At 47.8% G+C, this 4,875-nt stretch carries 6 protein-coding genes; all 6 read left to right on the top strand.

Annotated features, from left to right (window positions below; genetic code table 11):
• Window positions 1-772 (top strand): heme ABC transporter ATP-binding protein (locus AC1DSE_RS30140; protein ID WP_477528690.1); only part of this gene is annotated, 772 nt, incomplete at its 5' end.
• 26 nt (window positions 773-798) lie between these two features.
• Window positions 799-1,875: a nicotinate-nucleotide--dimethylbenzimidazole phosphoribosyltransferase gene (gene cobT, locus AC1DSE_RS30135; RefSeq protein WP_477512719.1), complete on the top strand. Its 1,077-nt coding sequence runs from the start codon at window positions 799-801 to the stop codon at window positions 1,873-1,875.
• A 10-nt stretch (window positions 1,876-1,885) separates the two neighbouring features.
• Complete coding sequence (gene cobU / locus AC1DSE_RS30130; protein WP_477528689.1) at window positions 1,886-2,476, top strand: bifunctional adenosylcobinamide kinase/adenosylcobinamide-phosphate guanylyltransferase; 591 nt, start codon at window positions 1,886-1,888, stop codon at window positions 2,474-2,476.
• Window positions 2,473-3,453 carry an adenosylcobinamide-phosphate synthase CbiB gene (gene cbiB / locus AC1DSE_RS30125; RefSeq protein WP_477512721.1) on the top strand — a complete coding sequence of 327 codons (981 nt, stop codon included), beginning with the start codon at window positions 2,473-2,475 and terminating at the stop codon, window positions 3,451-3,453. Before cobU ends, cbiB begins: the two co-directional genes overlap by 4 nt.
• Entirely contained in the window at window positions 3,435-4,247 is an 813-nt protein-coding gene (gene cobS / locus AC1DSE_RS30120) for an adenosylcobinamide-GDP ribazoletransferase (RefSeq protein ID WP_477512722.1), read from the top strand. The genes cbiB and cobS overlap by 19 nt, the downstream gene beginning before the upstream one ends.
• Window positions 4,248-4,268: 21 nt before the next feature.
• Window positions 4,269-4,875: aminotransferase class I/II-fold pyridoxal phosphate-dependent enzyme (locus tag AC1DSE_RS30115; protein ID WP_477528688.1), on the top strand; the 607-nt coding region annotated here is incomplete at its 3' end.

Raw genomic sequence — 4,875 nt, 5'->3', positions numbered from 1 at the left:
GCGCAGCATCGTTCAGACGGTGCAAGGGAGGACTGTGCTCAATAAGCTTTCCTGCTCATTTCAAAAAGGGCGGATGTACGGTGTTATTGGACCTAATGGTGTTGGCAAATCAACGCTGCTGCATGTATTGTCAGGCGTTGAACAGCCGGTGCAAGGTGAAGTTTTATTCGAGGGGCAGAGCATCTCGGCATATCCAAGAAAGCAAATCGCACAAAGGATGGCAGTTTTGCAGCAAAGCGGTTTGCCTCAGGTAGGATTCTCTGTGCGTGAGGTTGTTAGCATGGGAAGATACCCTTTCCAAAACTGGCTTGGCAGCGATAAACATGATTCAGAGGAAATTATTGATAAAGCGATAATGACCATGGGACTCGAAGAGCTATCGCATCGCAAAATGGATCAACTAAGCGGCGGTGAACGTCAACGTGTTGCATTGGCAAAGGTTATGGCGCAGGAGCCATCTATTATATTATTGGACGARCCGACGACTTATTTGGACATTGGTTACCAAATTCAGCTTTTGGATACGGTACGTGCTTGGCAGCGTGATCGTGAACTGACCGTTATTGCCGTCTTGCATGATCTTAATTTGGCTTCGCTTTATTGCGATGAGCTTGTCGTTCTTCATGAAGGCAAAGTTGCAGCAGCTGGAACACCTAGGGCGGTCATAACTGCAGATCTTATCAAGCAGGTTTATCAGGCGGATACAACTGTGATCGCCCATCCTGTTACAGGTGCTCCGCAAATATTGCTCCAACCGGATATGAAAATATAAAAGCTTATAATACGCTTGAAGGAGTTATGAAATTGAAACATGCATTGGAAACTCAGCTTGCAGAGACGATCAAACAAATCAAACCATTTAATGAAGAGGCAGCAGAATTAGCTGTGAAGCATTCTGATTCATTGACGAAACCGCCAGGCAGCCTCGGCAAGCTAGAGACAATCGCCAGGCAGCTTGCCGGCATTACAGGCGAGCTGTGGCCGGATTTGTCACATAAAGCCGTTATTGTCATGGCGGGTGATCATGGTGTATGCGATGAAGGAGTCAGTGCGTTTCCACAAGCGGTGACACCACAAATGGTGCTAAACTTTCTCAGCGGAGGAGCAGCAGTCAATGTGCTGGCAAGACAAGCTGGCGCAGATGTTGTTTGTGTGGATATTGGTGTAAATGCGGATTTGGAGCATGAGAAGCTAGTAAGCCGTAAAGTGGTGCGGGGAACGGCCAATATGGCCAAGCAGCCAGCGTTGACTCGGGAAGAAGCCATCCAAGCTATTATTGTTGGCATTGAAGTTGTTAATGAGCAGGTGCAGCGCGGCTGCCGCTTGTTTGCAACAGGCGAAATGGGTATTGGCAATACGACTGCCAGTGCGGCGTTAACGACCGTTTTGACAGGCCTATCTCCTGAGGAATCAGTCGGCCGAGGAACTGGCATAAATGATGAAAGCTGGGCAAATAAAGTGCAGGTAGTCAAACGCGCAATTGTTGTCAACGAATTGGACCGCGCTAGTGTCGATCCAATCGATGTGCTGGCTAAGGTTGGCGGTGCAGAAATCGCAGGGCTTGTTGGCGTTATTATCGGAGCTGCAGCAAACGGCTGCCCAGTCGTCATCGATGGTTATATTTCATCTGCTGCAGCGCTTGTCGCATCGCGGATAGCGGAGCAGACGCTTCCCTTTATGATTGCTTCCCACCTCTCTCAAGAGCAAGGCCATTTGAAGCTGCTTGAATCGATAGGTTTGCTTCCCATGATGCAGCTGGAGATGCGGCTTGGCGAAGGCACTGGTGCTGTATTATGTTTTCATTTTATAGACGCTGCGCTCCATCTCATGAATGAAATGGCAACATTTGAGAGTGCAGGCGTATCCAAAGGTTAGGTGAGCGTGAATGGCAATTCTAGTAACGGGCGGAGCAAGAAGCGGGAAGAGCGGATTTGCCGAGCAATATGCGATGAGGGTTGCAGCCCGTGGATTTTATATTGCGACCTGTCRGCCGTATGATACGGAGATGCGCGATCGAATAGGAAAACATCGCAAGGATCGTGAAGAAGCAGGCTTCCGCTGGCAGACCATCGAAGATCCATATGAAGCAGCAAATGAGCTTTACAGATTGAAAGAGCAAATCGATAAAGAAATTTCAAACGGACAGCAGCCTGCTGTCGTATTGCTCGATTGCTTAACGTTATGGCTGACGAATTGGCTTATGCGAATAGAACAAGAATCGTATGAAGATACAAGGCTGAAAATGGAGCAGCAGAAACTTCTCGAAGCTATTAACAACTATCCATATCCATTAATCATTGTAACCAATGAGGTAGGAGATGGCATTGTTCCGGCATACCCTCTAGGCAGGCTTTTTCGAGACGAGGCGGGGAGGTTCAACCAACAGATTGCTGCGATATGCGAGCGGGTTTTTCTCGTCACCGCAGGCATTCCAGTTGAATTGAAATCGCAAGCTTTTAACTGGGATCAATTATGATGATTTATTCAATAAAGGAGCTCCTGCTCCTCGCAGCGGCAGCCATTGCAATAGATTGGATCGTTGGTGATCCGAAATGGCCAACTCATCCCGTCATCTGGATAGGCAGGCTCATACGACTGCTGGAACGTTTGCTTGCTCCTGAACAATTAAAGGACCATCCGGCTGCTGTAAGAGGTTTAGGTGTAGTGTTGTCCGTTGTCACACTCGTTGTGAGCTGCGGCGCAATGTGGTTCATAATTTGGGCGGCAGATGCCATACATACTTGGTTAGGCTATGCGGTGAGCGCATGGTTTATTTCCACAACACTAGCGGTGAAGGGCTTAAAGGAAGCAGCAATGCTCGTCTATCAGCCATTAGTGGAAGGCAGATTAGATGAAGCACGTAAATATGTTGGTTATATCGTAGGCCGAGATACAGCAAAGCTGGATGAGCGAGAAGCATCGCGCGCTGCAATTGAGACGGTTGCTGAAAATACGGTAGATGCGCTCGTGTCACCGTTGTTGTTCGCTTTAATTGGAGGCGCACCGCTTGCAATGCTCTACCGTGCAACGAATACGCTGGATTCCATGGTCGGATATCGCAATGAAAAATATAAGTATTTTGGCTGGTGCTCGGCACGGACGGATGATGTGTTAAATTATATCCCTGCAAGAATAACTGGCGTTTTGCTTACGCTGTCTTCGCTGTTTGATCAGAGAATGAAGGCGAAGCAGGCGTGGCTTGCCATTCGCACGTTTGCACATCTTCATCCTAGTCCAAATAGCGGCATACCGGAATCAGCGGTTGCAGGAGCGCTAGGCATTGAGCTCGGCGGTTTGAATTCGTATTTTGGCGTAATCAGTGAACGAGCAAGGATGGGATGGCCAACTCGCAAACTGGAACCAAACGATATTGTACTAAGCGTGCGGTTACTGTACAGCGTTAGTTTTATATTATTTGCGGGGGTGATCGCCGTATGGTTCGTCGTGAATTAAAGCTGCATTTCCAAGCACTTATTGCTGCATTTCAATTTCTAACTCGTTTTCCAGTTCCCATCACGGTTCCTTTCCAAGGATCTGTTCTCTCGCGAAGTGTCGTCTATTTCCCTGTAGCTGGTGCGTTTATCGGTATCTGTCTCCTTGCATGTACGTGGCTGTTAGCACTGTTTCTCCCTGCTTGGCCAAGTGCTGTACTGATTCTTGCGATATGGACTGCATTAAGCGGGGGCCTGCATTTGGACGGTTGGATGGATACTGCAGACGGCGTGCTGAGTCACCGCTCTCGCGAGCGTATGCTAGAGATTATGAAGGATAGCCGAGTAGGAGCGATGGGCGTCATTGCCGCAGTATTGCTCCTTCTTCTCAAAGCATCGTTATTAGCAGAACTGCTGAAAGGTGGCCATTTTGAGCAATATGGACCACTGCTTGTCATCGCGCCGATTTGGAGCCGTGCTTGGATGAGTGCAGCTATTGCAGGGTGGCCGAATGCCCGTCAGGGTGAAGGGATTGCTGTTTTATTTAATGAGGTCAAATGGCCGCAGGCGACTGCTTCTTTTGTGATGGCAGCCATTCTTTCTGTCCTTACTTTTTGGATCGCCGGCACCGGTACAAACGTAGCATTAATAATGCTGCTTATTATCGTCATCTTAACGATTTGCTGTGGTGGTTTTATAGCGGCATGGTTAAATCGGAAGCTTGGCGGATTAACTGGGGATACATATGGTGCGATGAACGAAGCGATTGAAGCGTTATTGCTGCTTGCGGCGGTCATCTGGTTATATGCGCAATAGAAAAGGAGTTGTTTTTGTAAAATGTTAGAAAGATATGGTCATGGCGGCGATTTGCGGACCGCGGAAGAAGCGTTCGATATACCTGCGCATAAATTTGTTGATTTCAGCTCGAATATGAATCCGCTAGGAGCGCCGTTAAGCGTTAAACAAGCGCTTCTTACCTATGCAGATATGATAGAGCAATATCCAGATCCAGCCGTTCGCGGCCTAAGAAAGAAGCTTGCTGAACTACATAATATTGATGCTCAATCCATTGTAGTAGGAAATGGAGCGGCAGAACTAATCGATCTTATCGTCCGTACGCTGCAACCAAAGTTAACGACACTTGCCATTCCGTGCTTTGATGAATATGGCGATGCCATTCGGAAAATCGGCGGAGCTGTGTATGAAATTAAATTATCATCTCACATGCAATTTAAGCTTAGCTTGGATTCCGAGCATTTATGCGAAGCGGCCGCAACAGGATCATTAGTTATGCTCGGTTCGCCAAACAATCCAACGGGTCAGCTCGTAGATCCAGAGCTTATACGTGCACTCTTAAGTAAAGGAGCCTATGTTGTAGTTGACGAGGCGTTTATGGATTTTGTACCTGATGAAGCACGGTATAGCCTTGTTCAAGAAGCAACTA

It is taken from the genome of Paenibacillus sp. 01L418, from assembly GCF_056400045.1.
Note: the sequence above shows the minus strand (reverse complement) of the source record. Positions and strands in the feature narration are given on the sequence as shown.